The following is a 26,301-nucleotide window of genomic DNA, read 5'->3' as shown; positions in this document are numbered from 1 at the left end:
TTATGAAGGCTTTAATTATAGACGACGAGAAAAAAGCAAGACAAGTACTGCAAATATTGGTAGAAGAAAATTGCCCAAAAATCACCACAATTTTACAAGCCGATAATTTAATGTCTGGCGTAGAATTAATAAAGCAACAAGCACCAAATATTGTATTTTTAGATATAGAAATGCCAGAACATTCTGGACTAGAAATTTTAAATTTTATAGAAAAAGAAGTTCATAATTTCGAGATAATTTTCACTACAGCTTACAGTGAGTATGCAATACAAGCCTTTCAACTTTCTGCAATCGATTATTTATTAAAACCAGTAAGACCAAGTCAAGTAAAGGATGCGGTAGACAAAGCGATTAAATTTTTAGGTAATTCGCAAATCAATAAACGTTTAACCGAATTAAAAAGCAGCTTAGAAGATGCTAATTTTAAAAAAATAGGATTGCCAAACAGTAACGGAATTAAGTTTGTAGACTTTACAGACATTATTATGTTTGAAGCAGATGGTATGTATACCAATGTTACTACACAATCAGAAGGAGATATTTTAGTAAGCAAACCTTTAAAATTCTTTGTAGACTTACTACAAAATATAAAAATGTTTTATCGTCCGCATCGTTCATTTTTAATCAACTTAGCGTTTATAAAAGAATACATTAAAAAAGATGGCGGTTATATTGTAATGGAAAATGATAAAACAGTTTCAATTTCTAACGATAAGAAAGAAGAATTTTTAACCATAGTTCAAAATATTTAGCTTTTAAAAGCTGAAAAGTCCATTTCAGAAATTTGCCACTAAATACAATGATGTTTAGTGGCAATTTTGTTTTCATATTAATCTTTAATTCAATAATCATGAAAACAAAATTACTCTATCTATTTGTTTTAATAACTACTATTAGTTGGTCGCAAGGTTCAACGGATTATGTAAAGTTCTATAGTTTTGATGGTGGTAGTTTAGTTAATGTAGCTAACCCTGGTACCTACGATATGACAGTCATGGGCTCAAATAACTATACTACAACTACTGATCGTGATGGTGATGTAAATGGTGCGCTAGACATCACCGCTGCAGAGTTTAACACAGGAGCATTTACAGGAAATCCAGAGGAGTTTACTTATAGCTTTTGGATAAAAACTACAACGCAGGATAATGCGTTCAGGACCATTTTTAGACATCGAGACAATAACTCGAGTAACTCTGGTGGTGGTGTACGCGCTCATCTTCGTAATGGCGCTGTAAATGCTTCATTTGCAGTGTCTTCACCTGTTGGAGCAACCTTTGTGACTGCAAATAGTACTTCTGTTGCTGATGGAAATTGGCATAACATAAGCGTCACTCTACATGTAGAAATGAATAACTCTTCTCAAAAAAGTTGGGAAATTAAAATATACGTAGATGGAATACTTAACGACACAAACGTACAAACTTTAAATGTCTCACAAAATCCTCAATTGTTTACCTCATCCAGAGATCTTATTTTTACAGATGCCTCAAATGATTCTAGCGAAGCACCTTATATAGGTGAGTTGGACGACATTAAAATATGGACGAGAGCTCTTTCGGATGCTGAAGTTTATGACTTAGCAACCATTTCCTCATTACCTAATGACGCAGTGCGAAATTATAATTTTTCTAATGGCAGTCTAGAAAACACAGGAACCATGTCAGGAGGTGATTTAATCACCACAGGAACGGCATATGCTAGTGTAACAGATTTTGATGGAAATATTAATAGTGCATTAGATATGAATGGTGATGTTTTTGACGGAGGAGTAACACCTATCACTAGCCAAAACAGTAGCTATAGTTTCTGGATAAAGGTAGAGCCAAGTTCTAATGGTACAGCAAGAGTGTTAACTCATTATGAAACGGGTCTTGGTTCGGTTGAAGTGTATATACAAAATAATAACCTTTTTGCTAGAATGGAGGATTCTGCAGGATATAGTAAAGTTTTTTCCACTCCCAATATCAATGACGGTCTCTGGCACCATATCGCCTTAACCATAGAGCAAGTCACTGCCAATAACATTAACGGCTATGAAGGTTCGTTTTACAAAGACGGTGTTTTGATTGCTACAGATGTAACAAATGGAATAAATAGTCAAACAGGAGGGAATAATTGGATTACGTTTTTTACAAATCCTGTATTTAGTCTTAGTGATACTCTAGCAAATGCTGTATTTTATCAGGATGCTATTGATGAGGTAAAAGTCTTTGATCGAGCGCTTACAGTTGCAGAAGTTACAGCTCTAGCGACAAACAATACTAATCCGCCACTTCCGCAAGTGTTTGTAGATGCAAGCGCTACAGGTAATAATGATGGTACAAGTTGGGCAGATGCTTACACGAACTTGTCATCAGCATTATCAACAAATCCTTCTACAGGCGCACCTGTAGAATTTTGGATAGCAGATGGTACTTATACTCTTACTTCTAATAATAGTACATTTACAGTAAGTCAAAATCAAAAATTATATGGTGGCTTCAACGGTACAGAAACACAACTATCACAACGAAACCCAGATGTTAATGAAACTATTTTGTCTGGAGATGTTAATGGTAATGATACTGGTACTTTAGATTTTAATTTACCTGCTTACCAAGACAACGCATTTCAAGTTGTTACATTGTCAGGAAATGATGTATTGTTAGATGGTTTAACTATTAAAGGAGGTAATGCTAGAGGCAATAATAAGTTTGGATCTGCAATTTTAATTCAAACACCTGTTAAAGTTGCTAGTTTTAATAAGTTGCTTATTGAAGATAACCGAGTAAATAATGCTGGAGTTGTTTATTTTGGTCATGCTTCAACCCAATCAGGAGCTTTTAATTATACCTTTACTAATTGTATTTTTAGAAATAATTTAGGACGGTTTGCTACAGTATTTTATGCTAGTAACCCAAGAGGAGCTTCTGCAAAAACAACTTTTTTAAATTCAGTATTCTATGATAATGTGGTTGCTAATGTACCTAACGAAGCAAACGGAATAAATTCTTTATTTTGGTTTAGAACAGACATTGCTACAAATCAAGTAGCAGAAATTATTAATTGCACAATTGCAAGTAATGATTTTAATGCAAGTAGTAATGCTGCAAGTATAATATCCGCTTCCAGAATTAATGGTAATTGTACAGCACGATTATATAACAGTGTCCTATGGGATAATAAAACAAGTAACGGCGCAGAACACATTACTTTAGGAACATTTAGTACGCAAACTGTAGCTACAAGAGTGGTACAAAATAGTATTGCGCCTAGTTTTAGTTCTGGAATTGCTCAAAACTCAAGTACAGCAGACCCAATTTTAGCTGTTTTTCCTGATAAATATAAATACCGTATTGCTAATACATCTTCACCAGCTATAGATTTTGGTAATAATACGTACTTGCCTTCTTCAATTATTCTTGACTTATTAGGTAATAATAGATACGTAAATACTGTTGTAGATGCTGGCGCATATGAGTTTGATACTTCATTATCCATCTCAGAAGTAAGTTTAAAGGATATTACTTTTAACGTTTACCCAAATCCTACAAATTCTATAATTAACATAAAGACTAATCACATAATTAGTAAGATAGATGTCTACAATTTATTAGGAACAAAAGTATTGTCTTCTAATAAAAATAAGATTGATGTAAGCGAATTACAAACAGGTATGTATTTATTAAAAATACAAACTGAGAATAATCAACAAATAACAAAACGATTTATTAAAAATTAATATTATGAAAAAAGTAGTTTTTATAATGTGCTGTATTTTCAGTACTACATTATTTGCGCAGAAAACGATTTTTGAAACATTAAAATCTCATGGAAAGGAAGCTAGATATCAACGTTATGGTGATATTTACAAAACCAAGAAAGGGAAAAATGCAGCTATGACTAGTTCAGGAAAATTAGTAGTAAAAATTAATTATGTAGATGATATTAACGCAGGCATTACAACACGATATATTTATAAAGGTAAATCTACTTTATTAGATAATTTTGATGGAGCAACAAATAGTGTTGTAAAGCAAATTGGGTTTCCAAACACATCAGTTTTACTTCATCAAACTAAAAATTCTGGTTATGTAGCTATGGGTAACTATCTTTTTTTTATTGAAGGCTTTTCTGAAGATTTTACCGATTTTAGAAAAATTTCAAGATTCTATATTTTAGATGGTAGTGCTAAAAAAGATAAGACATCTAAAAAGAAAAAAGGAAAATTTTGGAATAAGTTAAAGTCTTCGGTAGTTTATCAAACAAACGAAAATATTAACGAAGGAACTGGTCCTGAATACGAAGAGGCTATGGCAAGAGACTTAACAAGTGAAGTTAAGACGTATTTAAAAGAAATGAAAGCAAAGCAAAATGCTTATGTGCTTACAGTTAATGATAAAGCCGATTTAAAATTATTAAAAGAAACTGTTGAAGATTATGGTGTTTATGTACGTAAGAAAAACAAAGAGTTTTGGGATACACCAGAAGGTAAAGAGATAATACGAAATAATAAATATGCTAAATTAGCTACTAAACGACATTTAGAAAGTTGCAGGTTATCAAGCAATGCTTGCGATGATCCTTTACACGATTAAATGTAACCAAGAATTTAAAGGAAAGTCAATTTAAAGGCTTTCCTTATTTTATATAGCTTGTAATAAAATAAGTAACCAACCAATAACAAAAAGTAAACCGCCAATAGGTGTAATTGGACCTAAAAACTTTAGTTTTTTTCCTTTTGCATCACTTAAAATCAAACCGTAAATGCTAAAGGAAAAAAGTACAATGCCTAAAGTGAAACACCAATACATTGCAGAAGTTGAATACTGAAAATTAAACCCAAGAAGTAACAAAACAATAGCATGATACATTTGGTATTTTACACCAGTTTCAAAACTTTTAAGTTGATCATTTGATAAGATTTTCTTTAAAGCATGAGCTCCAAAAGCACCAAATATTATGGCTAACATGCCAAAAAATGCACCTGTAATGATAAAAGTTTGTTGTGTCATAATGGTTTCTATTTGTAACAAACAGGAATAATTTCACCTTTTGCTAAACGGTATTTATCAATTTCAGCTTCTGAAAAATTTGCAGTGTAATCCACTTCTTCAACTTTAAAACCTATACTTCTAAGTTTGTCAAAATAATCACGACCATAAATACGTACGTGATCGTATTGACCAAAAATTTCAGCACGTTCTTTTTTGTCTGTGATGGTGTTATCCTCAAAAGTTTTAGCGCGATTTAAGTCTTGCGGTATTTGCAAAATCGCCATTCCGTTAGGTTTTAAAACACGATACAATTCTTGCATTGCTTTAGTATCGTCTGGAATATGTTCTAAAACGTGATTACATAAAATAACGTCGTAAGTGTTATCTTTAAAAGGCAAATCGCAAATATCTGCTTTTACATCTGCTAATGGTGATAGTAAATCGGTTGTCGTGTAATCTAAATTTTTAAGTTGTCTAAAGCGTTTGTAAAATGCTTGTTCTGGAGCAAAATGAAGTACTTTTTTATTTGAAGTAAAAAAATCAGTTTCATTTTTTAAATAGAGCCACAATAGTCTATGTCTTTCTAAACTTAATGTAGAAGGCGAAAGTACATTAGGTCTTTGTTTACCGTAACCATAAGGTAAAAAAGTCTTAAATGCTTTTCCGTCTATAGGATCTATATGGTTATTTCCTTTTAAAACAAATGCTAAAATAGGTCTTGCGATATAGCTTAACCTAATTAGCAATGGTCTTGGAATAAAATTAAGTATGTATTTGAATATTTTTTTCAAGTTAATTTTGTCATTCCGCACTTGATGCGGAATCCATAATAGTTCTTTTGTATTTAAAGATCCTAAAAGAAAATTTAAACATTTTTAGTTTTAAAAGTTTAGTTTAAAATTATAAAACTAAAGCTTGCTGTCTAAATTCATTTTCCTCATCACTTTCAATACCTAAAGCATCATAGATGTAAGCAAAAGTAGATAATAATTCAGGTTTGCCATCTAAAATAGCAACGTCATGCTCGAAATGTGCACTAGGCTTTCCGTCTAAGGTTGTAATTGTCCAACCATCACGGTGTTGTTTTATGCGTTTTGTACCCATATTTATCATAGGTTCAATAGCAACTACCATTCCTTCTACAAATTTTTTACCTCTACCACGTTTACCGTAATTTGGCATTTCTGGATCTTCGTGCATGGTTCGGCCTAATCCATGACCAACTAATTCCCTAACAACACCATATCCATGATCTTCGCAATATTTTTGAATAGCAAAACCAACATCACCAACGCGATTTCCTAATTTAAGTTCACGTATACCAACGTATAAAGATTCTTTAGTTACTTGAAGTAATTTTTCAGTTTCAGGATCAATGTCTCCAACAGCAAAAGTATACGCATGATCACCGTAAAAACCATTTAAAATTGCACCACAATCTACAGATATAATGTCACCTTCTTCCAATGGTTTGTTATTAGGTATTCCATGTACTACTTGCGAGTTTGGACTCATGCAAAGTGTATTAGGAAAATCGTATAGACCTAAAAATCCAGGAATTGCACCAAGATCTCTTATGTGCTCTTCTGCGATTTTGTCTAATTCTAAAGTGGTAACACCTGGTTTTATTGCTTTAGCAACTTCGCCTAAAGTTTTAGATACAACTAATGCAGATTGGCGCATTAATTCTATTTCTTCTTTTGTTTTTACAATAATCATAAATAAAAATTATAGACTGCAAATATACTTAAAATAATATTCTATAAAGTTTGTAAAACATGACATTTAGCAGGATTTTAAAAAATGATGAATTGTAATTTTGTAGAAAAATTAACCCTATGTATTCACCAGTAACCGCAGAAGAAGCAGTAAAAGTAATTAAATCAAATAATAGAATATATGTGCAAGCAGCAGCAGCTGCACCTCAAGCTTTAATTAAAGCTTTGTCCTTAAGACACGAAGAATTGAAAAATGTTGAGGTTTGCCATTTACATACCGAAGGTGAAGCACCTTACGCAAATCTAGAGTTAAAAGACAGTTTTCATGTTAATTCATTTTTTATAGGAAAAAATGTAAGACATACTTTAAAAGCTGGAAATGGCTCTTACACACCTGTTTTTTTAAGTGAATTACCGCTTTTGTTTAAAAGAAATATAATTGATTTGGATGTAGCATTTATTCATGTGTCTGTACCAGATAGACATGGCTATTGTTCTTTAGGTGTTTCTGTTGAGGCAACTTTAGCAGCAATAGATAATGCTAAAATTGTAATAGCCCAAATTAATAAATACATGCCACGTACGCATGGTGCTGGAATTATTCATATTTCTGAAATTGATCAGTTTGTAGAACATCACGAGCCATTACCAAGTCATGATGCTTTACCACCAAATCAAGTTGAAGATAAAATTGGTGAATACGTAGCTAATTTAGTTAAAGATAGAAGTACATTACAAATGGGAATTGGTAGTATACCAAATGCAGTGTTAGCACGATTGACTAACCACAAAGATTTAGGTTTACATACCGAAATGTTTTCTGATGGTGTGATAGACTTAATACTAAAAGATGTTATTAACGGAAATTATAAAGAAATTAATCGCGGTCGTGCTTTAGCCACATTTTTAGTAGGTTCACAACGACTATACGATTATGTAGACGATAACCCGTTTGTAGAAATGCGAGCGTCAAATTACACTAATGATGTTTCAATTATAAAACAAAATCCTAAAATGGTTGCTATAAATTCTGCTATTGAAGTAGATGTGACCGGACAAGTTTGTGCAGACTCTATTGGTGCGCATATGTATTCTGGAGTTGGTGGACAAATGGATTTTATACGAGGCGCATCTTTAAGTGAAGGTGGTAAGGCAATTATAGCATTACCATCGATTACAAAAAATGGTATTAGCCGAATTGTACCATCTTTAAAACCAGGTGCAGGTGTAGTCACTACAAGGTCGCATGTACATTATGTAGTAACCGAGTATGGTGTTGCTAGTCTTTACGGAAAAACAATTAAACAACGTGTAAAAGCTTTGGTTAATATTGCTCATCCAGATCATAGAGAAGCAATAGATAAATCGTATTTTGAAATGATTGGTTGTTAAAATTTAAACCAGCCTTTTTTCTTAGGTTTTAATTGTTGAGGTGTTTCGTTGGTAAGCATTTGATAAATTTCTCCCCAACCTAAAATGCCACCAATATTACGATCGTCTATAAATAAATCGGCGTTAATTTTTCTGCTTACATCAGCTTTAAAAGTTTCTTCAGGAAAACTTTTATTTACAGCATAAAAATTAATGCCATTTTCTTTGCAAAAGTCTACAGCTTCTTCAAGTTTCTTACCATGTCTGTACGTCCAAAGTATTAAGCGATGTCCATCGTTTTGAAGACGTTTTAACGTCTCAAAAGCAAACAAACGTGGTTTGCCAATATTTGGGTATGCATCTTCTACAATGGTACCATCAAAGTCTACAGCTATTATTTTCGCTCTTAAATTCATTTATACTAATTAAGATACTGCAAAAGTAATGTTTTTTGAAGTCTTTTTTTAATCGAAATAGGGAATAAAAAAATCCGTTTTAAATTATTTAAAACGGATTAACTGTATGTTTTGTTCTAGACTAGAGATTTTTGAGTCATCGCTTCTGGTTGTGGTACATCCATTAGCTTTAAAATAGTTGGTGCCATATCACCTAAAATACCGTTTTCTATGTGTTTTAATTCGTTATCAATTAAAATAACAGGAACAGGATTTGTAGTATGTGCTGTATTTGGGCTACCATCAGGATTAATCATAGTTTCGCAATTACCATGATCGGCAATTAGAAGTGTTGTATAACCGTGATCTAATGCAGTTGTTACTACTTTTTCTACACATTTATCTACAGCTTCGCAAGCTTTTATTGCAGCTTCCATAACACCAGTGTGACCAACCATATCTCCGTTTGCAAAATTTAAACAAACAAAATCTGTTGTTTCGTTTTCTAATTCTGGTACTAAAGCATCGGTTAGCTCAAACGCACTCATCTCTGGTTTTAAATCGTAAGTAGCTACTTTTGGCGAATTTTTTAAAATTCGTTTTTCACCTTCAAAAGGTGTTTCGCGTCCACCAGAAAAGAAAAATGTTACGTGTGGATATTTTTCAGTTTCGGCAATTCTAATTTGTGTTTTATTATGCTTTTCTAAAACTTCACCTAAAGTATCTGTTAAATTTTCTTTGTTGAAAACCACGTTGATGCCTGTAAAAGTTTCGTCATAATTTGTTAAAGTCACGTAGTATAAATTCAGCTTGTGCATGTTTTGCTCATGAAAATCGCGTTGTGATAATGCTTCTGTTAATTCGCGACCACGATCTGTTCTAAAGTTGAAAAAGATAACAACATCATCTTCTTTAATAGTTGCTATTGGATTGCCAGCTTCATCTGTTTTAATAATTGGTTTGATAAATTCGTCTGTGATTTCATTATCGTAATTTGTCTGAATTTTATTAGATAAATCCTGCGTTTTTTCACCTAAACCATTAACTACAGCGTCGTAAGCTAATTTTACTCGTTCCCAACGCTTGTCTCTGTCCATTGCATAATAACGACCAGTTACACTTGCAATTTTTGTGTTTGTATTTGAAGTGAAATTTTCTAAATCTTCAATAAATCCTTTTCCAGATTTTGGGTCTACATCACGTCCATCTGTAAACGCATGAACAAAACTGTTTGTTACACCAGCATTTTGAGCAACTGTAATTAATCCTTTAATATGGTTAATGTGCGAGTGTACACCACCATCACTTACTAACCCTAAAAAATGAACGTCTTTATTATTTGCTTTTGCATAATTAAACGCATCTACTAATACTTGTTCTTTAGCAAGTGTATTATTTTCTACAGCAAGATTTATTTTTGCTAAGTCCTGATAAACAATCCGTCCTGCACCAAGATTCATGTGGCCAACTTCACTATTTCCCATTTGTCCTTCTGGAAGACCAACATGTAGTCCATCTGTACGTAACTGTGCATTTGGATATTTTGTATATAAACTGTCTATAAAAGGTGTATTAGCATTATCTATTGCCGATACTTTTGGGTCTGGAGATTTTCCCCAACCATCTAGTATCATTAAGATTACTTTTTTATTCATTACTGTAAATTTTATTATAACAAATATAAAAACAAAAGTCCTGCAAATGCAGGACTTTGTTGGTTTTCTACTAAATCGTTATAGTTATAATGAATACTTTTTAATAGATTCTCTAATTTTTTCAATTCTATTTTCTGGATCAGGATGCGTGCTCTGGAATTCTGGTACGCGGTTTGGTCCAGCTGCTTGTTTTAAAATTTGCATTACGCCTATCATTTCCTCTGGATCATAACCAGAACGCAGCATAAAACGTACGCCTAAATCATCACTTTCTAGCTCGTCACCACGTCCATTTTTTAATAAAGTTCCGTTACCAATTTGACTTACAAGTCCGCCCATATCACCGCCAACAGAACCTGCTGTAGATAGTCCTTGCCAAAGCTCGGAATTTGCAATACGCTCTGCGCTATGACGACCAATTACATGACCAATTTCATGACCTAAAACACCTGCTAATTGGTCTTCGTTTTCTAATTGTGCAAAAAGCGCATAAGTGATAAATATTTGTCCACCAGGTAATGCAAACGCATTAATTGTATTTTGATCGGCAAGTAAATGAAATTCGTATTGGTAAGGTGTATCTTTTGCAATACTGTTTTGTACTAATTTATTTCCAACTCTGTCTACAAATGCTTGGTATTCTTGATTAGGATATAATCCGCCATGTTGTGCAGCCATTTGTTCACGACTTTGTAAGCCCATTTGTATTTCTTGATCTGGTGTCATAGAAATGGCTTGGCGTTTTCCTGTGTATGGATTTTCTTCAATTTGGCTACAATATTTAAATCCGAAAAATGCAGCAATGACAAGTCCAATTAATAGTCTTCCTTTTAAATTTCTCATTGTTAGTAGTTTTGAATTTTCAATTTACAAAAGTTATAGATTAGTTGATACATTTTTTTTGGCTAAAAATTTTTTTAGACGAAATACAAAAAATATCTATAATCGTTTATACATGACGTAATGCGGACCAACTTTTGGGACTTCAAATTGATCTCCAATTATTGTAAATCCTAATTTTTTATAAAATCCAACAGCAATTAATCTGGCGTCAAACCAAAGTAGTTTAGCGCCTTTTTGTTTTACTATTGTTTGCGCTGTTTCTACTAATGATCTACCAAATCCATATCCTTGAAATTCTTCCAAAACACCCATTCCGCGTAAGCGATATTGATTTTGTTCTTCAAATTTTTCGTTGTTAAGTTTCATTAAACTTACTACACCAGATAGTTTGTTTTTAAAGTATAATCCTAAATGAAATGTGTCTTGGTGATCATCAAAAGTAAGTTTGCAGTCTTCAATAGGTCTGCCAGTTCTTAAAACAGGATGACGAACAGGATAGGTCTGTAAAGCGGTAATTTGTTTTATTTCTATATCTGGATTTTCTATTTTATATAAGTTTGCAGGCATACCAGTATAATTAAAGGTTTTTATATAATTCATGTTGCATTTTTCTAAGACTTTATGTGATGCATAATTGTCTACATGTGCATGTGCATATATGGTTTTAAGTTTAAGGTTTTTAAAACCATAATATATTGCCGCTTGGCAGCTTTCGGTAGCGTAACCATTGTTCCAATATTTTTTATAAAAGCGGTAACCAACTTCAACTTTGTTTTTATTTGGATGAAATTTTAATCCGCACCAACCTAAAAACTGATCTGTTTTTTTATCGCAAACTGCCCATCTTCCCATATTATGTTGTTCGTATTCTTTATAATTTAATAGGAATTGTTTTGCTTCGTTTATTGAAGTAAAAGGTTTGTCGTCGGTATATTTTAAAACTTCTGGATTTTTATTCAAAAGATAAAAATTATTAGCGTCTGTAACAGAAAACGGTCTTAAATATAATCTATTGGTTTGGGAAATAATTTTCATTTTGATTAAAAAGTAGTCCTTCAAAATTACTTATTTTTGAAATAAAAAAGTAAATGTCTTTTCAATTTAAATTAATAGCAAAACAAGATATAAATTGTATTATTCCTTTAATGCAAAAATTAACTAATAACGCTAACTCCGATGCTGTTTTAAAAGAACGCTTTGCCGAAATGGTTACTCAAAACTATGAGTGTGCTGGTGTTTATGAAGGCGATACTTTAATTGGTATGTCTGGAATGTGGTTTCAGACAAGACACTATGTTGGCAGAAGTATGGAAGTTGATCATGTGTTTATTGAAGAAAAATATCGCGGAAATGGTCTAGGAAAATTATTTTTTATATGGCTTTACGATTATGCTAAAAGTAAAGGTTGTACTACTTGTGAACTAAATACTTACGTGCAAAATTACCCGTCGCACAAGTTTTATTATAACGAGGGTTTTGAAATTTTAGGCTATCATTTTTTAAAGAAGTTGTAATTTTTTTGCAATTAATTAAAATCTTTGTTTATATTTGCCACCGCAAAAAGCGGGAGTAGCTCAGTTGGTAGAGCGTCAGCCTTCCAAGCTGAATGTCGCCGGTTCGAACCCGGTCTCCCGCTCAAAAAGCTTCATCATTTACAGATGAAGCTTTTTTTATTTCAATTCGTTTAAATAGGTATTAGGATCTACTTCGTAAGGTTCTTGATTGTGTTCAAATATTCTGGCTTGTAGGTTTCCTTTTAAACAGATGTTTTCTCCATTAACTTCTAACCAACTACCTTCTCTTAATCCAATAACAGGTTGGGTATTAAATTTATGGAATTCTTTTATTCTTGTTTCTCTGGTTTCGCCCATGTGTTTGCTATCAACGATAGGATCTAAATAATGTGGATTAATGTTAAAAGGGACAAAACTTAGTGCTTTAAAACTTGGCGGATACACAATGGGCATATCATTAGTTGTTCCAATAGTAAGACCGCAAATGTTACTACCTGCACTTGTGCCTAAATACGGTGTACCATTTTTTACTTTTTCTTGAATTGTTTTTATCAGGTCAAACTTATACAAGGCTTTGGTTAACACAAAGGTGTTTCCGCCACCAACAAAAATTCCTTGGGCATTTTCTAAAGCTTCTTTTGGATTACTAAATGTGTGTAAACCAATTATTTCTTTATTTATACTATTAAAAGCTGCTTTTACTTTATTGGTGTATTGATCATGCGTAATACCACTTGGTCTGGCATAGGGTATAAAAATTATTTGATCAATATTTTTAAAATGAGTTTTTAAATTATCTAAAAGATAGTCTAAATAATTTCCGCCATGTAAAGTAGAAGTGCTAGCAATAAGTATGTGTTTCATTTCAAAAAATGTTTTCGTAAATTTATATAAACCTTGATTTAACAAAAGTTTAGATACAAGTTAGAATTTAATTAAGACAATATGTGCTTATTTTACATTAAAACTAACCAATTATGAAATATTTTTTATCATTCTTCTTTTTATTTTTTACTTATACACTGTTTGCTCAAGACTCAACTAGAGTAGAAGTAAAGGGTAAGATTATTGTTAATACACCAGACATAGAAGGTGTTACAATTTATAATGTGTCTTCTAATAAAGGAACAGTTACTGATGCTAACGGAGAATTTAAATTAAATGTAATGCTTAATGATAAAGTAGAAATTTCTGCTTTACAATTTAAAGACTTTAGTTTAGTCGTAACCCAATCTATAGTTAAGAACAAACAAATGACAGTGTTTTTGGTAGAACAAATTAATAAACTAGACGAAGTAGTAATATTACCATATGATTTAACTGGAGTTTTAAAAGAAGATATACAAAGTGTTGAGGTTTTTAATCCCGATTTAGATGCGATTTATTTTGGTGTAAATGATATTTCTGTCTATCAATTTTCTGATGATCAATATAGTAAAGTAGAAAACTTAGCTATGATGAATCAAAATGACAGAATTAGATATCAAGCTAATGGAGTAGCTATTATAGAAGGATTAGTAAACTTGATATTTAAACCAAAGAAAAAAGATAAATCTGCTACAAAACAAGAGGCTTTAATAAGTAAAAAAACTTTGTCTAAAGTCTATGATCATCAATACTACACTACAAATTTTAAAATTCCTGAAGCTCAAGTAGAAGCTTTTATAGTTTATGTAGAGTCAAATAATTTTGATACTTCTTTATTGGATAAAAACAACGAAATGCAACTAATCGAACATCTAAATAAAAAAAGTAAAGCGTTTTTATCTAAGAAGAATGAGCAAAAAAATTAAAATACTTCCTTTCTTTATAATATTTACTACATTTCTGTTAGCACAAAAAGTTACTTTAAAAGGTAACGTTGTTGCTGCTGAAGATCTAGAAAATATTCATGTTTTAAATAAAACATCATTCACAAATGCAACTACAGATAGTCTTGGCTTATTTAAAATTAGTGCAAAACTTAACGACACTATAGTGTTTTCTAGTGTACAATATCAAATACTTGTAAAAGTTGTAACACAAGAAAACATAGAGAAAAAATCGATTACTGTTAATTTAGATGTTTATACAAACGCTTTAGACGAAGTGTTTTTAACAAAACCTTTATCAGGTAACTTAAACGATGATGTTTCAACCTCTAAAGCAAAAGCAACCTTAAATTTTTACGATGTAGGCATTCCAGGATATACAGGAAAACCACTAACCCAAAACGAAAATAGATTAAACGAAGCCGGAGGAAACGAAAAAACGATAGCTATTGGTTTAGGAGCAGCAGTAAATTTTAATAAATTACTTAATCAAATTACAGGAAGAACAAAACGGTTAAAAGAGCGCGTAAGATTAGAGTCTAACGATGTTTTATTAGCCAGAATTAAAAGTGAATTAAGTGAATCTTTTTTTAAAACTCATCCACTTCCAATATTAAAACGGGAAGAGTTTTTTTACTTCTGTCAAGAAGATAGCGCATTCTCACAACAATGCAGTAAAAGCAATCTACAAGCGTTACAATTTTTAAGCGACAAATATTATCAATACTTAAGTAATATTGAAGTAACAAAACAGGATTAATGGTTATTTGGAATGTTTTTTGACAACTAACAATTAAATTTGCAACAAATTATTATTAATGAAGACAATCAAACTAGTGCTAATATTAGGAATATTAGTATTCACTTCTTTTACAACCGTACATAAATATTACGTAAGTATAACACAGGTAGAATATGTGCAAGAAAAACAATCTATACAGATTATTTCAAGAATCTTTATGGACGATTTAGAACAATTATTACGTAAACGTTATAATGAAGAAATAACTTTAGATAACGGACAAGATGAAACGCTAATAAATCAATACATAAAAAAGTATCTATTAACAAAAATTGAAATAGAAGTAAATTCAGAAGAATTTGTTCCAAAATTTATAGGTAAAAAATACGATGGAGATATAGTACACTGCTACTTAGAAATAGAAAATATCAAGTCAATAAACCAATTTAGTATTAAAAATAAGGTGTTATTTGATGTATTTGAAGATCAAAAAAATGTGATTAGAACAAACATTAATAACAAACCAAAAACATTTGTATTAACTGCACAGAACGATAAAGGTTTGTTAAACTTTTAGCAAACCTTTTAGAACAACGTTAAAATTTGTTAATTTCACAGACTTTATAACTAATTAATTACGATGAAAAAATTAAAGTATTTACTGCTTTCAGCATTATTTATTTCGGCTAGTGCAATAGCACAAGATCAAGAAAAAGAAAAAACCGAAAGACAACCAGGTCATACTAACAATAACAAGTTTAAACAGTTGTATGACGAGTTTTCTACACCAAACATGTTTAGAACAGCGTCAGGAGCACCAGGACCAGCATATTACCAACAACAAGCAGACTATAAAATGGATATAGAGCTTGACGATGTAAATGCAAGAATATATGGTGAAGAAACTATAACATATACAAATAATTCACCAGATAATTTAGAATATTTATGGGTGCAATTAGATCAAAATATGCGAGCAAAAGATTCTAAAACACCATTAATACAAGGTGACGGAATTCCTCCAGCACAACAAGCATCTACATTTGCTAAAAACTACATGACAGATGGATTTGATGGCGGATTTAATATAGAATTTGTAAAAGATGAAAAAGGTAACCCTTTACCGCACATGATTAATAGAACAATGATGCGTGTAGAGATGCCATCTGCATTACAACCAGGAAATCAATTTGTATTTAAAATCAAATGGTGGTATAACATTAATAATCACGTAGATGGTAGAGGAAGATCAGGATACGAATATTTTGCCGAAGATGATAATAGAGCTTACGTAATCGCTCAATTTTACCCTCGTATGGCGGTTTATAACGACGTAGAAGGTTGGCAAAACTCTCAATTTTGGGGACGTGATGAATTTGCCTTACCATTCGGTAATTTTGAAGTTAATATTACTGTACCAGCAGATCACATGTTAGATGGAACAGGAAAACTAACTAACCGTAAAGATGTATTTACAAAAGAAATGATGCGTCGTTACGAACAAGCAAAAAAGTCTTACGAACAACCTGTAATAATTGTAACAGAAGACGAAGCAAGAGCTGCCGAAAAAACTAAATCTACAAAGAAAAAGACATGGAAGTTATACGCAGAAAATGTACGTGATTTTGCGTTTACATCGTCAAGACGTTACATTTGGGATATGATGGCTGTTAAAATAGGTAATAAAGACGTAATGGCTGTATCGTTATATCCTAAAGAAGGTAACCCGTTATGGGAAGAATGGTCAACAAAAGCAGTAGCAAGTACGTTAAAAACATATTCTCGTATGACGTTTGATTATCCTTATCATAAAGCAATATCTGTACATGCTAAAAATCAAGGTATGGAATATCCAATGATTTGCTGGAACTATGGTAGACCAGATGAAAATGGAGAATATAGTGATCGTGTTAAATACGGAATGATTAGCGTAATTATTCACGAAGTTGGACACAACTTCTTTCCAATGATTGTTAACAGTGACGAGCGTCAATGGACATGGATGGACGAAGGATTAAACACGTTTTCTCAATACGTAGCAGAACAAGATTTTGCAGAATGGTATCCTTCATCTTTATCACCAGGAATGGATAAATATCCATCACGTCGTGGACCAGCAGAAAAAATAGTAAACTATATGGGTGGAGATCAAAACTACATTGCTCCTATAATGACTAAAGGTTTAAACACATACCAATTTGGAAATAATGCTTATGGTAAGCCAGCAACAGCTTTAAACATACTAAGAGAAACTATAATGGGTCGCGAATTATTTGACTATTCATTTAGAACTTATGCGCAAAGATGGATGTTTAAACATCCAACACCAGAAGATTTCTTTAGAACTATGGAAGATGCTTCTGCAGTAGATTTAGATTGGTTCTGGAGAGGTTGGTTTTATACTACAGATTATGTAGATATTGCAATTAAAGATGTAAAAAAATACTATGTATCTAGTGAGCCAACACAACAAATCAAAGATATGGTAAAAGCTCGTGGTATGAGTTTAAGTGATTTACCTCCTTTAGTATACATGGTAGAAGAAGGTAGTGAAGAGTATAAAGAAGAAATGAAAACTAAATCACTAATGGAAGGATCTACGACATTAAAAGAATATGTTATGGATAACTTTACACCAGAAGAACAAAAGCAATTAAAAGAACCAAAGTTTTTCTATAATGTTACTTTTGAAAAACCAGGCGGATTAGTGATGCCTATTATAGTAGAGTATACTTATGCAGATGGAACTTCAAAAACAGAAACGTATCCAGCTCAAATTTGGAGACTAAATGATAAAGAAGTAAGCAAGTCTGTTGCATCAGAAAAGGAGATTGTAAAAATTACTGTAGATCCTAAATTAGAAACTGCAGATGTAGATACTTCTAACAATTCTTGGCCTAGAGAAGAGCAAACAAGTGAGTTTGATAACTTTAAGCAAAACAAGAATTAAAAGTATATATTAAGTTATAACTAAACCCTTAAAACTATGTTTTAAGGGTTTTTTATTTATAACAATATCCTGTAATTAGCTTATGTAATTTAGAAGAAGTTTAATACTTGATATAAACATATAAACATTATTTTATATATTTAAACAGCTATTAAACAATTAAATATGTACAATTACAAAGCAAAAATTATTGGTGTTTACGATGGAGATACCGTTACAGCAATGGTAGATTTAGGATTTTTACACTTCCAAGAAATGAAATTACGCCTTTACGGGATAGATACTCCAGAATTAAGAGGTCCAGAAAGAGAACAAGGTATAATTGTTAGAGATATCCTAAGAGAAATGATCTTAAATAAGGAAGTAACCATAAGATCATATAAAGATAAACAAGGAAAATACGGAAGATATTTAGCAAATATCATTACAGAAGATGGCTTAGAAGTTAACCAATGGTTAGTAGATAATGGTCATGCAAAAGAATATTATCCATAAAAAAAAAGCGACTAAAAAGTCGCTTTAAATATTTTATTGTTGCATGCTACCAGGAGGATATTTCTCCATGATTTTTGCTACAAATTCTTTAATACGTTCTTCTTTTTTATTCACATTAGAACTTAAGTAACCTGTACCTTGTCCTTGCCATACTAATTCTTTTTTCTTAGCATCAATAAGGTCTACAAATAGCACACCTTGCGTTCTAGTAGAAACGTTTGGCTGCATATTCCAGCCCCATCCCCAACCAGGTCTTCCCCATCCCCAAGCGCCAAAGCCCCAAGAATTGTTGTATACGTCTACACGTTGAGTGGATTTAGTGAAAATACTAATTAGCATGTCTGGATTTTCTGATTTTGTGTATCCTTTTGCTAATAATTCTGCTTCAATAGCACGAAGTATTCGTTTTTTATCAAGGTCGCTTATTTCAGCTTTATCTATACCAGATTTGAAGAAAGCAAACGTTTTGTATTGGTTAAAATCTACATCTCTATCATAATCTGCAGCAACTCTAACCGAGCTACAGGACGTGATTACTAAAGCTAAAATAGCTATAGGTAAAAGTTTAATAATTTTGTTCATGGCGATAATGTTTAAGGTTTAAATATTATTTAATAGCTCATCATCCACAATATTTGGTAAAGTTACTTTTAAGTTAGGTTCGGTTTGCATAGCACGTTTTATAGCAAAAATAGCTTCGTCGTTTCTTGCCCAACTACGTCTTGCAATTCCGTTATTAACATCCCAAAATAACATTTGTTTTAATCGGGTTGATGCTTCCTTAGTACCATCAAGAACCATACCAAATCCACCATTTATAACTTCGCCCCAACCAACGCCGCCACCGTTGTGTATACTAACCCAAGTAGCGCCTCTAAAGCTATCGCCAATTACATTTTGTATTGCCATATCTGCTGTAAAACGTGAGCCATCATAAATGTTTGAAGTTTCGCGATAAGGACTATCGGTACCAGATACATCATGATGATCTCTACCTAATATAACTGGACCAATTTCATTGTTTTTTATTGCTTGATTAAAGGCTTCGGCTATTTTCATACGTCCTTCGGCATCTGCATATAAGATTCGAGCTTGAGAACCAACAACTAGTTTGTTTTCTTGAGCACCTTTTATCCATTGAATATTATCAGCCATTTGTTGCTGGATTTCTTCTGGAGAATGCTGCATAATTTCTTCTAAAACTTGACAAGCAATTTTATCTGTTTTAGCTAAATCTTCAGGTTTTCCAGATGCGCAAACCCATCTAAATGGACCAAAACCATAATCAAAACACATTGGTCCCATAATATCTTGTACGTAACTTGGATATTTAAACTCTCGACCTAAAGTCGCGTTTTTTGCCATTATATCTGCTCCAGCACGAGATGCTTCTAATAAGAAGGCATTTCCGTAATCAAAAAAGTACGTGCCTTTTTCAGTATGTTTATTTATCGCTTTAGCCTGTCTACGTAAAGATTCTTGTACTTTTTCTTTAAATAAATCTGGTTGATTAGCCATCATGGTGTTGGCATCTTCAAACGTTAATCCAGCAGGATAATAACCGCCAGCCCAAGGATTATGTAAAGAGGTTTGGTCACTACCTAAATCAATATGTATGTTTTCTTTATCAAAAGTTTCCCAAACGTCAACTACATTTCCTAAATAGGCTATAGAAATAGTTTCTTTTTCAGCTTTAGCTTTTTTTACGCGAACGACTAATTCATTTACATCCGTAATTTTTTCGTCAATCCAATCTTGGTCTAATCTTACTTGTGTGATTTTTGGGTTGACTTCTGCGCAAACTGTAATACAACCAGCAATATTACCTGCTTTTGGTTGTGCGCCAGACATTCCGCCTAATCCAGAAGTTACAAATAGATTTCCTTTAGGTTGTTTTTTAATTTTTCTAAATCCGTTAAGTACTGTAATGGTTGTACCGTGAACAATACCTTGAGGACCAATGTACATGTAACTACCAGCAGTCATTTGACCATATTGTGTGACACCAAGTGCATTAAATTTTTCCCAATCATCTGGTTTAGAGTAGTTAGGAATCATCATTCCGTTGGTGACTACAACTCTTGGAGCTTCTTTATGACTAGGGAATAAGCCCATTGGATGACCAGAGTACATAACCAAAGTTTGCTCATCGGTCATTTCGGCTAAATATTTCATGGTTAATCTATACTGTGCCCAATTTGAAAAAACTGCACCATTTCCGCCATAAGTTATTAGCTCGTGCGGATGTTGTGCAACAGCGTAATCCAAATTGTTCTGAATCATTAGCATGATTGCAGCTGCTTGTTTAGATTTTGCAGGATATTCTTCTATTGGTCTTGCGTACATTTTGTAATCAGGACGCAAGCGATACATATAAATTCTACCGTAAGTATCTAATTCGTCTTTAAACTCTGGTAGTAAAGTTGAATGGTGTTTTTTATCAAAATAACGAAGCGCATTTTTTAATGCTAATTTTTTTTCTTCGTCATTTAAAATTGCTTTTCTTTTTGGTGCATGATTTAAAGAATGATCAAACGGTTTTGGTTGAGGTAAATCTTGAGGAATTCCTTCTAATATTTGTTCTTTAAATGATATACTTGTTGCTTGCATTACTTTTTTTTTATTGTATTGGTTGATTTATCATACCCATAAGGACAATGTCTGCAACCGCTTTGGCAGCAATACCCACGTTTAAGGTGATATTGCGCTGTAAAACAACGGTAACCTTCTGGTGTTAGATAATAATCGCCTTCTTCTACAGGAATGATTTTCTTCATATTTACAAAGATAAATTAAATATTGAAGATTTGCTTTAAGTAAGCTAGCAAGAAAAAAAGGTAGTTATAAAACTACCTTTTTTATTAATTTATATCCGTTTTGTAATGTGACTTCTACTAAAAGTGCACCATTGGATATTTTTAGGTTTTCTAAATCGAAACTATTAGTGTTAATATTGGATTTACTTATGATTTTTCGACCTAGCATATCATAAACTACAATGTTTTTAATAGGTTGTTGTGTAGAGTTTACTTTAATTATTTGATTAGATGAAATTATAGTTATTGAGCTTTCGTCTACATCAAATTGATTGGTACTTAATGCAAATTCGTTGTATCTTAATATGAATCTGTCATTAATTTCACCAGTATTAGCTGTGAATGTATACGGGCTATTTTTCAAATTATGTATAATTTGTAAGTGCGTATCTTCCAAATACACGTTAGTGTTTTCATCTGAAAAAGTACCGTCTAAGTCACTAATAGCAATGGTGTAAGAACCATTGTTAGTTAATTTTACACCTAATGGTACTTGATCGTTGTCTGTGAATGGTGTTGGACGACCTTGAATGGCCATCTTTTCTGTATTAATTAATGAGTATAAATGCTGATTTTCATCTAAATCTAAATACGCATCGTACATTCTATCTTTATCATTAGTCGCACCATCAACATAACCAACTAGTGTCTTGTTTGTAATACCATTGGTATTATTGATTAAGTCTAACCATACTCTATGTTTTTCTATGGTTGTAGCAGTGTTGCTTGGGTTTGATGTTCTGTAAAAATCATTATTAGCATATGCACTATTTCTCATAGAGTTATCAAAAGACACATTGGAAGATGTTGGAGTAGGAGCATCATTCATCAATACAAAAAATCCTTGTCCAGAACCAATGTAACCACTAAATGTAGCTGGACCTGATAATGTACCTGTACCATTATGTACAATAAAATCTAATGGTGAATAATTGTATGTATAATCGTTGTAAAATGGATCTGGATTTGCAGCGCTTAACGCTGTACCATGTGTCCAAATTCTTACCGAACCTTCTATGTTTGTATTTGCTGTTAAAAAACTATTTACATTTAAAGCAGAAGGATAAGGATTACCTATTAAATTCCAGTTGTCATCTTCGCTAGTTACAAGAGTTGTGCTTGGACCTGCATAATCTGCTCCAGTATATGTGCCTCTTTCTATAGTTTTGGTAATTGTTCCGTTTTGAGGAACACCAACAAATGTAGCTGTATAATCTTGAGGTGTACTTGTAAATGTACTTGGACCGCGTACTATGTAGCCTTTACCTTCAATCATATTTTCATTAGCATAATCCCAATCACCATAAGTGTTTGCAGTTGTTGGTAACCACTGATATATAAATCCTAAAGGTGTAGATGGCGAAATACTGCTAACAGGAAAATCTATTACTGGAGTTGACCAAAAGACATAATCTGTATTTCTTATGTTTGCTGTTCTTTCAACATTAATATTACCAGTATTAGCGACATCGTTTACTTGTATTAGACTCGCATTATTTTCTAAAGTGAAATTAGCAGTTGGATTTGTGTAAATAAAATCTACTACGGTTAATGTTCCGTCAGGTTGTATAGTAAGATTAGCATCTGCATCTACTCTTAAATTTAATCCATCACCATGATTAGCAGGTGATATAATTGGATCGTTAGTTGTGTCTGGAATAATCACACAATCTGCATTAGTAGGTACACCAATTGGAGACCAATTTAATGGATTTTGCCAATTAGTAGATATTGATCCTTGCCAAACTTTAGATCCAGAAACAGTAACTGTAGTTTCGTCTGTTTCTGTTATAGTAGATCCATCACAAAGTGTGTAAGTGACTTCTGCTGTGTATGTTGTGGTGTTTGTAGGACAAACATTAATAACATCTGTTGTACCAACAACAGGTCCAGAAGTACCAGAACCTTGATACCAGTTGATAGAGGTAATAGATGTACCGTTAGGAACAAAGCGCCAAGCTTCGTTAGTTACTTGCCAATTGGTGTCTAAACCATTTCTTCCTGGAGCAACATGAGCAATTGATGCATCATCATTTTGTATACCTACAATAGCATTACCACCATTCCAAGGAGAAGAATCGAAGTTGTCGATATTTTTTTCTTCAATATAAACTTCTATCACGTTTGTGTTTTCATAAAGAACAATCATACCTGTGTAAAGTAAAGTGTTTTCAGAAAACATTGGTACATCATGCCAAGCCGCAACTAAAGCTCTACAACCTGTATTTAAGGTAATTAATTCAAAACCAACTTCTCCGCCAACACTTGGATCTATATCATGATAGACACCATAAATTGCATTTGCAAATAAAGCACCAGTTGTACTAGGTAAATTATCACTAAAAGAATATCCAGAACCACTATCTGCTAAAGACGTATCAAAAGAAATTAACCCGTTTGACCCAATTACACAAGAACTATAGGTGTTATCATAAAAACAGAAGTCAAACGGAAGATTAATTTCAGAAGACCAACGGTCGTCTATATTTACACTTACAGGGTTTTTTAAACAATCAAATTGATATGGTGGATTATAAGCAATGGACTCTACTAAATAATCACTAGTATCACCTAATTGAAGATATGTCGCTTCTAGATCTACACAAGTAGAAGCAGATGCACAATTAATATTTGCAGGATCAGATCCACTTAAACCTAGTCCGCCAGAAGTGACAGAAGGGCAACCTAAAGACGTTGTTCCAGTACTATCTCCAAATGCGCATGAAGGAATTGTAAATTCTGTAGCGCCTTCCCAAGCACCTTCGCCTAATCCGCCACCACAATTGTTTCTTATCCAAACGTAGTACGTAACACCATCTGTTAATCCAGTTAATGTCACAGAAGTAGTTCCTGCAGCGACACTTCCTGTTGGAGTTGTAGTTCCGTTTGGTATTGGTGTTGCAGTAGTTGATAAGTAATATTGATAGCCGTTTGCAGGTGCAGGAGAAGATTCGTCCCAATAAATATCTGCAGTAGTTGCAGTAATAGGATTGGCATAAATATTTGTAGGAGCACCAGCACATGGTAAAGGTCCTAAGCAGTTTATGGTGTAGTCTTCAGTTTCGGTATAAGTTGAAGTTCCGCAGCTAGAAGGGTTTGTCGCACTGTAATTTGCAACGACTCTCATTCTGTAGTTTCCTGTAGCTGTACTAGTAGGAATATTTATCGTACCTGTTGCTGTACTAACATAAGAGCCACTTGCGTAAACTAATTCTCCGGTATCATCAAAGTCAAAATCATTATTCCAATCTACCCAAATATTTACTCCATGTGTTCCCGAATCTAATGCAAGATTAAAATCGAATGACAATCCAGAATTTTGACTTACTGATTGTGCAGAGAAATCTCCATAACCATTTGCTGAATAACCAGAATTGTTATTTGTAATATTTGTTGTTCCTCCTGTTGTTGAAAAATCGTCTATCCAATAAGAAGAACTTGTTGTTTCTGAAATACAATATCCAGTATAAAACGAATCGCTAACCCAATAACTAAAATCGCCACTACCACAATTAGATCTTACAAATACATAATATGTAGTATTTGGAGTTAATCCAGTAAACGTTTGATTGGTTAATGTTGTTGCAGTACCAGAACCTGTTGGAGTAGTATTAGTTGTAGAAATTACATACTCATATCCCACAGGTGTTGTGCCGCTTGATGGTGCAGTCCATACAGCATCTCCAGATGTTGTAGATGTAGTTGTTGCAGTTAAAGTATCTGGCCAATAGCAAGTTGGTGGAACATCTACAACAAGTGTATAATCTTCAGCTTCTGTATATGTAGAACTTCCACAACTAGTAGGATTAGTGGAGCTGAAGTTAGATACAACTCTCATTCTGTAATTACCAGTTGGTGTAGCACCAGGAATTGTTATTGTTCCTGTTGCTGTAGTTACGTATCCACCACTAGCGTATACTTGTTCTCCAACATCATCAAAGTCAAAATCTTGGTTCCAATCTACCCAAATATTTATTCCGTGTGTACTAGAACTCATAGTGATATTAAAATCGAATGATAATGCTGCAGATTGATTAACAATCATACTTGTAAAATCTCCATAACCACCAGCAGAATATCCAGATGTAGTATTGTTAATATTAAGATTAGCACCTGTAGTAGTGAAGTCTTCAATCCAATAAGAAGAACTTGTTGTGTTATATGTACAATAACCAGTTAAAAAAGATGTCATCGCCCAATTACTAAAATCACTACCACCACAATTTGATCTTATAAATACATAGTAAGTTGTGTCTGGTGTTAATCCAGTAAAAGAATTAGTTGTGAAAGTAGTCGCTGTACCTGCACCAGTTGGCGTTGTGTTTGAAGTTGAAATTACATATTCGTATCCAACAGGAGAAGTTCCTGAAGATGGTGCTGTCCACGATACATCTCCAGAAGTGTTTGATGTTACAGTAGCTGTTAAATTTTCAGGAGCGTAGCATGTTGGTGGTGCAGAAACAGTGATAATATAATCTTCTGCTTCAGAATAACTTGTACTACCACACGCAGCTGGATTAGTACTAGACCAATTGGCAACAACACGCATTCTATAATTTCCAGTTGCTGTTGCACCAGGAATTGTAATTGTACCTGTTGCACTAGTTACATAGGCGCCACTAGCATAAACATCTTCGCCAACATCATTAAAATCAAAATCATTATTCCAATCTACCCATATGTTTATTCCGTGAGTTCCAGAACTCGTATTTACCGTAAAGTCAAAACTTAATCCTGCAGATTGATTAACAGCTTGAGCTGTAAAATCGCCATAACCACCAGCAGAATATCCAGTTGAATTAGAAATATTAGTAAATCCTCCAGTTGTGTTAACTTCTGTTATCCAATACGAACTACTTGTAGTTCCAACAGTACAGTATTGACCATAACTAAAGGTTGAAAATAAAAATGAAATTAATAAAAGATAATAGTAATTTGCTTTAATAAAATTTAAGCACAAAAATTTGTAGACGTAGTTATTCCCCATTTAATTATTATTTACACACAGTTAG

At 32.9% G+C, this 26,301-nt stretch carries 22 protein-coding genes and 1 tRNA gene; 11 read left to right on the top strand and 12 right to left on the bottom strand.

Translation table 11 applies throughout. From position 1 onward, the window contains the following. Positions 1 to 2 precede the first annotated feature (2 nt). The 3 genes from IFB02_RS02310 (at position 3) to IFB02_RS02300 (ending at position 4,580) form a co-directional block, all read left to right on the top strand. Entirely contained in the window at positions 3 to 752 is a 750-nt protein-coding gene (locus tag IFB02_RS02310) for a LytR/AlgR family response regulator transcription factor (RefSeq protein WP_106686666.1), read from the top strand. Positions 753 to 850: 98 nt separating this feature from the next. Then, the gene (locus IFB02_RS02305; RefSeq protein WP_158256248.1) at positions 851 to 3,724 is read left to right on the top strand and encodes a LamG-like jellyroll fold domain-containing protein; all 2,874 of its coding nucleotides are present in this window, start codon (positions 851 to 853) and stop codon (positions 3,722 to 3,724) included. A 4-nt stretch (positions 3,725 to 3,728) separates the two neighbouring features. After that, complete coding sequence (locus tag IFB02_RS02300; protein WP_106686668.1) at positions 3,729 to 4,580, top strand: hypothetical protein; 852 nt, start codon at positions 3,729 to 3,731, stop codon at positions 4,578 to 4,580. Between the two features lie 48 nt (positions 4,581 to 4,628). Here IFB02_RS02300 and IFB02_RS02295 read toward each other — a convergent pair whose 3' ends face one another. The 3 genes from IFB02_RS02295 to map all read right to left on the bottom strand — a co-directional run bounded on the left by IFB02_RS02295 (position 4,629) and on the right by map (position 6,698). Further along, positions 4,629 to 4,997: a DUF423 domain-containing protein gene (locus IFB02_RS02295; RefSeq protein ID WP_106686704.1), complete on the bottom strand. Its 369-nt coding sequence runs from the start codon at positions 4,995 to 4,997 to the stop codon at positions 4,629 to 4,631. A gap of 8 nt (positions 4,998 to 5,005) precedes the next feature. Beyond that, entirely contained in the window at positions 5,006 to 5,770 is a 765-nt protein-coding gene (locus IFB02_RS02290; RefSeq protein WP_106686669.1) for a class I SAM-dependent methyltransferase, read from the bottom strand. 109 nt (positions 5,771 to 5,879) lie between these two features. Further along, on the bottom strand, positions 5,880 to 6,698 hold the full coding sequence (map, locus tag IFB02_RS02285) for a type I methionyl aminopeptidase (protein ID WP_106686670.1): 819 nt from the start codon (positions 6,696 to 6,698) through the stop codon (positions 5,880 to 5,882). A gap of 119 nt (positions 6,699 to 6,817) precedes the next feature. Between map and IFB02_RS02280 the strand changes: the two genes are divergently transcribed. Then, complete coding sequence (locus tag IFB02_RS02280; protein ID WP_106686671.1) at positions 6,818 to 8,089, top strand: acetyl-CoA hydrolase/transferase family protein; 1,272 nt, start codon at positions 6,818 to 6,820, stop codon at positions 8,087 to 8,089. Here the strand turns inward: IFB02_RS02280 and IFB02_RS02275 are convergent. From IFB02_RS02275 to IFB02_RS02260, 4 genes are all read right to left on the bottom strand, one after another. Then, positions 8,086 to 8,484, bottom strand: a complete 399-nt coding sequence (locus IFB02_RS02275; protein WP_106686672.1) for a BT0820 family HAD-type phosphatase — start codon at positions 8,482 to 8,484, stop codon at positions 8,086 to 8,088. The genes IFB02_RS02280 and IFB02_RS02275 overlap by 4 nt on opposite strands. 116 nt (positions 8,485 to 8,600) lie before the next feature. Further along, positions 8,601 to 10,118, bottom strand: coding sequence for a 2,3-bisphosphoglycerate-independent phosphoglycerate mutase (gene gpmI / locus IFB02_RS02270; protein ID WP_106686673.1), 1,518 nt, complete (start codon positions 10,116 to 10,118; stop codon positions 8,601 to 8,603). 84 nt (positions 10,119 to 10,202) lie between these two features. Continuing rightward, entirely contained in the window at positions 10,203 to 10,961 is a 759-nt protein-coding gene (locus IFB02_RS02265) for a M48 family metalloprotease (RefSeq protein WP_106686674.1), read from the bottom strand. Between the two features lie 96 nt (positions 10,962 to 11,057). Continuing rightward, entirely contained in the window at positions 11,058 to 11,996 is a 939-nt protein-coding gene (locus IFB02_RS02260) for a GNAT family N-acetyltransferase (protein ID WP_106686675.1), read from the bottom strand. 53 nt (positions 11,997 to 12,049) lie between these two features. Here IFB02_RS02260 and IFB02_RS02255 point away from each other — a divergent pair, with 53 nt between their 5' ends. After that, entirely contained in the window at positions 12,050 to 12,475 is a 426-nt protein-coding gene (locus IFB02_RS02255; protein WP_106686676.1) for a GNAT family N-acetyltransferase, read from the top strand. A 49-nt stretch (positions 12,476 to 12,524) separates the two neighbouring features. Next, positions 12,525 to 12,597 (top strand) — tRNA-Gly (locus tag IFB02_RS02250). Between the two features lie 34 nt (positions 12,598 to 12,631). On the opposite strand, the gene pepE is transcribed toward IFB02_RS02250, so the two are convergent. Continuing rightward, positions 12,632 to 13,339 (bottom strand): dipeptidase PepE, encoded by a 708-nt coding sequence (gene pepE / locus IFB02_RS02245; protein WP_106686677.1) that lies wholly within the window; start codon positions 13,337 to 13,339, stop codon positions 12,632 to 12,634. Between the two features lie 113 nt (positions 13,340 to 13,452). Between pepE and IFB02_RS02240 the strand changes: the two genes are divergently transcribed. The 5 genes from IFB02_RS02240 to IFB02_RS02220 all read left to right on the top strand — a co-directional run bounded on the left by IFB02_RS02240 (position 13,453) and on the right by IFB02_RS02220 (position 18,473). Continuing rightward, positions 13,453 to 14,268 carry a carboxypeptidase-like regulatory domain-containing protein gene (locus IFB02_RS02240; RefSeq protein WP_106686678.1) on the top strand — a complete coding sequence of 272 codons (816 nt, stop codon included), beginning with the start codon at positions 13,453 to 13,455 and terminating at the stop codon, positions 14,266 to 14,268. Further along, complete coding sequence (locus IFB02_RS02235; protein WP_106686679.1) at positions 14,252 to 15,046, top strand: peptidase associated/transthyretin-like domain-containing protein; 795 nt, start codon at positions 14,252 to 14,254, stop codon at positions 15,044 to 15,046. The genes IFB02_RS02240 and IFB02_RS02235 overlap by 17 nt, the downstream gene beginning before the upstream one ends. Positions 15,047 to 15,104: 58 nt before the next feature. Further along, the gene (locus IFB02_RS02230; protein WP_106686680.1) at positions 15,105 to 15,605 is read left to right on the top strand and encodes a DUF6702 family protein; all 501 of its coding nucleotides are present in this window, start codon (positions 15,105 to 15,107) and stop codon (positions 15,603 to 15,605) included. Between the two features lie 63 nt (positions 15,606 to 15,668). Beyond that, entirely contained in the window at positions 15,669 to 17,978 is a 2,310-nt protein-coding gene (locus tag IFB02_RS02225; protein ID WP_106686681.1) for a M1 family metallopeptidase, read from the top strand. Positions 17,979 to 18,143: 165 nt separating this feature from the next. Then, positions 18,144 to 18,473, top strand: coding sequence for a thermonuclease family protein (locus IFB02_RS02220; RefSeq protein WP_106686682.1), 330 nt, complete (start codon positions 18,144 to 18,146; stop codon positions 18,471 to 18,473). 33 nt (positions 18,474 to 18,506) lie between these two features. Here the strand turns inward: IFB02_RS02220 and IFB02_RS02215 are convergent, their stop codons facing one another. The 4 genes from IFB02_RS02215 to IFB02_RS02200 all read right to left on the bottom strand — a co-directional run bounded on the left by IFB02_RS02215 (position 18,507) and on the right by IFB02_RS02200 (position 26,276). After that, positions 18,507 to 19,055 carry a DUF4136 domain-containing protein gene (locus tag IFB02_RS02215; protein ID WP_106686683.1) on the bottom strand — a complete coding sequence of 183 codons (549 nt, stop codon included), beginning with the start codon at positions 19,053 to 19,055 and terminating at the stop codon, positions 18,507 to 18,509. A gap of 18 nt (positions 19,056 to 19,073) precedes the next feature. Then, a complete protein-coding gene (locus IFB02_RS02210; RefSeq protein ID WP_191073165.1) occupies positions 19,074 to 21,068 on the bottom strand; it encodes a urocanate hydratase in 1,995 nt (664 codons plus the stop codon). Between the two features lie 14 nt (positions 21,069 to 21,082). Then, positions 21,083 to 21,250: a DUF5522 domain-containing protein gene (locus IFB02_RS02205; protein WP_158256249.1), complete on the bottom strand. Its 168-nt coding sequence runs from the start codon at positions 21,248 to 21,250 to the stop codon at positions 21,083 to 21,085. Between the two features lie 64 nt (positions 21,251 to 21,314). Continuing rightward, entirely contained in the window at positions 21,315 to 26,276 is a 4,962-nt protein-coding gene (locus IFB02_RS02200) for a GEVED domain-containing protein (protein ID WP_106686684.1), read from the bottom strand. Positions 26,277 to 26,301 lie beyond the last annotated feature (25 nt).

This window comes from Mesoflavibacter profundi (assembly GCF_014764305.1).
Taxonomy (GTDB): Bacteria; Bacteroidota; Bacteroidia; order Flavobacteriales; family Flavobacteriaceae; genus Mesoflavibacter; species Mesoflavibacter profundi.
The sequence above is the reverse complement of the archived record's forward strand: the minus strand, read 5'-3'. Positions and strand labels throughout refer to the sequence as shown.